Raw genomic sequence first — 2,951 nt, forward strand, 5'->3', positions numbered from 1 at the left:
ACCGCGCGGTTGCGCTTCGTCGCTTCCGACTACCCGGGCGGCTCGCTCGTGGAGGCTGGCGTGGACGACGTGCGGCTGCTGTTGACGGGCGTGGTCGGCGCTCCCGAGACGAATGCCGGGCCTTCGGTCTTCTCGCTCCTCCAGTGCCGGCCGAACCCTTGCGGAGCGGCGGGGACTTCGATCGGCTTCTCCCTCGCCAGTCCGGGAATCGCGCGCCTCGATCTCTATGACATCCAGGGCCGGGCGGTGCGCAGGCTCCTCGACGGGCCGAGGCCGGCCGGCTTGCAGTCGGTCCTCTGGGACGGAAGGGATGAGAGCGGGGCGGCCGCGCCTTCGGGGATCTACCTCTACCGCCTGCGGGCGGGCGGACGGAACGAGGTCAGAAAGCTCATCCGGATCGAGTAGGTGGGGCTTGAGATTGGACGGAGCGATCCGATACGATCCCCAAGGTCGCTCGAGAAACCGGACTAGGCCAGTAGCTCAATTGGCAGAGCAACGGTCTCCAAAACCGTAGGTTGGGGGTTCGAGTCCCTCCTGGCCTGCCACCTTGGCGGCGAAGCGCGCAATCACGGAAACGGAGCCCCGGCTAGGGATGGCTGAGGAAAGCATCTCGTTGCCCAGGACGGTGGCCATGGTTCTCGCCGGCGGCCGCGTGGGCGAGTTTTCAGTCCTTACGCTCGACCGCCCCAAGTCGGCGATCCCCTTCGGCGGCCACTACAGGATCATCGACTTCCCCCTCTCGAACCTGATGCACGCCGGGATCAACCAGGTGGGGATCCTCTCCCAGTACCGTCCCTCGAGCCTGATCGATCACGTCGGCGTCGGGGAGAGCTGGGACTTCGTCGGACTGGAGCGCGGCGCCAAGATGCTCCCCCCCTTCCGGGGCGCGGAGGCCTCCGACTGGTACCGGGGAAACGCGGACGCGGTCTACAGGAATCTGAACTTCCTCCACGACAACGGCGCGGAGCTGGCCCTGATCGTCTCGGGCGATCACATCTACAGGATGGACTACCGCGAGATCATCCGCTTCCACCTGGAGCGGGGAGCCGACCTGACGATCGCCTTCAAGCGGATGGGATCGCTCGTCCACCAGCGGTTCGGCTACGGGGAGATGGACTCCGACGGAAGGCTCGTGGGCTACGAGGAGAAGCCCCACGCGCCGAGGACCGATCTGGCCTCCCTCACGATCTACGTGGCCAACGTGAAGCCCCTGGAAGAGACCCTGAAGGAATGCGTCCGCCTCGAGTGTTTCGAGCTTGGCCGCGACCTGGTGCCCCGGATGATGAGCCGCCACAGGGTCTTCGGATACGAGTTCGGGGGATACTGGGCCTACGCCCGCACCATCGACGACTACTACCAGGCCGCGCAGGATCTGATCCTCGGACGGATCGATCTCGACGCATGGCAGATCCGGACGAACCTGCAGGACTCGGGCGTCGCCGTATCCCCGCCTCCGTTCATGGCGGCCGGAGCCGAGGTGCGCAACTCCCTCATCAGCGCGGGGTGCGCGATCGAGGGGACCGTGCGCGGCAGCATCCTCTCACCCGGGGTCCGGGTCGGCCCCGGGGCCATCGTCGAGGGATCGGTCGTTTTCCAGCGCGCGCGGATCGAGGAAGGGGCCCGCGTGCAGCGCGCAATCCTCGACAAGTCTGTCGTGGTCGGCAGGGGATGCCGCGTCGGGGGGCCCTGTCTGATCGGTGAGAAGCCGGAAGGCGGCTCCCCGGGCGAGGCGGGAATCGCCGTCATCGGCAAGGGCGCGCGTATCGCGCCGGGAGCCGCCCTTCCCCCGGGCGAGGTCCTCTCCCCCGGCGCCATCTGGGAGAGGGAGTGATGCGGTCCGCGGCGGGAGCGGCTCGATGAGCCCGGGCATGGCGACCGTGGACATGCGCCGCACGATCGCTCTGCTCCTCGCCGGCGGCGAGGGGAGCCGGCTCAATGTCCTCGTCCACAAGCGGGCCAAGCCCGCGGTCCCCTTCGGGGCGATCTACAGGATCATCGACTTCGCCCTGAGCAACGTGATGCATTCGGGCCTGGAGAAGGTCGGGATCCTGACGCAGTACATGCCCTATAGCCTCACAGACCACATAGGGATCGGCGAGAGCTGGGGAATGATCGGCCGCTCGCGCGAGATGAGGATCCTCCCCCCCCACACCGGCCAGCGCGGCTCCGACTGGTACAGGGGGACCGCGGACGCCATCTACCGCAACCTGAGCTACATCGACAGGCATCAGGCGGATCTGATCCTGATCCTCTCCGGCGACCACGTCTACCGGATGGACTATGCGCCGATGATCGCCGAGCACGTCCGCTCCGGCGCCGACGCCACGATCGCCGTCCGCGAGGTCCCGATGGAGGAAGCCGGCAACTTCGGAACAGTCCTCGCCGATGAGGCCGGCCGGATCACCGGGTTCGAGGAGAAGCCCAGGACTCCGCGATCGAATCTCATCTCGATGGGGATCTACGTCTTCTCGCGGCGCGCTCTGAAAGAGGAGCTGGATGAGGTCGTTGGACACCAAGGGCTCGTCGACTTCGGCGCCCATGTCTTTCCCGCGATGCTCACGCGGGGACGCCACCTCCAGACCTTCCGCTTCCAGGGCTACTGGCAGGACGTCGGAACGATCCGCGCCTACTTCGACAGCCACATGGAGATGCTGGAGCCGGGTGGGCCGATCGATCTCCCCTCCTGGGGGGTCCGCACCAATCGCGACGAGAATCGCCCGGGAGACAGGCCCCCGGCCCGCTTCACGCCGACGGCGCGCGTGGACCGATCGATCATCGCCACCGGCTGCACGATCGCCGGCGAAGTCCGCCAGAGTATCCTCTCCCCCGGCGTGGTGGTCGAGGCGGGCGCCGTCGTCGAGCGGTCGATCCTGATGCACGATGTCCGCGTCGGCGCGGGGGCGCGCGTGACCGAGGCGATTCTGGACAAGCAGGTCGCGCTCGGGCCCGGC

General features: G+C 67.6%; 2 protein-coding genes, 1 tRNA gene and 1 pseudogene. All 4 read left to right on the top strand.

All coding sequences use genetic code 11. The features are described 5' to 3' along the window. A partial coding sequence (locus FJY88_13095; protein MBM3288264.1) for a T9SS type A sorting domain-containing protein occupies positions 1-405 on the top strand: 405 nt, incomplete at its 5' end. A gap of 64 nt (positions 406-469) precedes the next feature. Then, positions 470-545 (top strand) — tRNA-Trp (locus tag FJY88_13100). A gap of 47 nt (positions 546-592) precedes the next feature. Next, positions 593-1,831 carry a glucose-1-phosphate adenylyltransferase gene (locus FJY88_13105; protein MBM3288265.1) on the top strand — a complete coding sequence of 413 codons (1,239 nt, stop codon included), beginning with the start codon at positions 593-595 and terminating at the stop codon, positions 1,829-1,831. 25 nt (positions 1,832-1,856) lie between these two features. Beyond that, positions 1,857-2,120 (top strand): annotated as a pseudogene (locus FJY88_13110) (hypothetical protein). Positions 2,121-2,951 lie beyond the last annotated feature (831 nt).

This window comes from Candidatus Eisenbacteria bacterium, from assembly GCA_016867495.1.
GTDB lineage: Bacteria > Eisenbacteria > RBG-16-71-46 > CAIMUX01 > VGJL01 > VGJL01.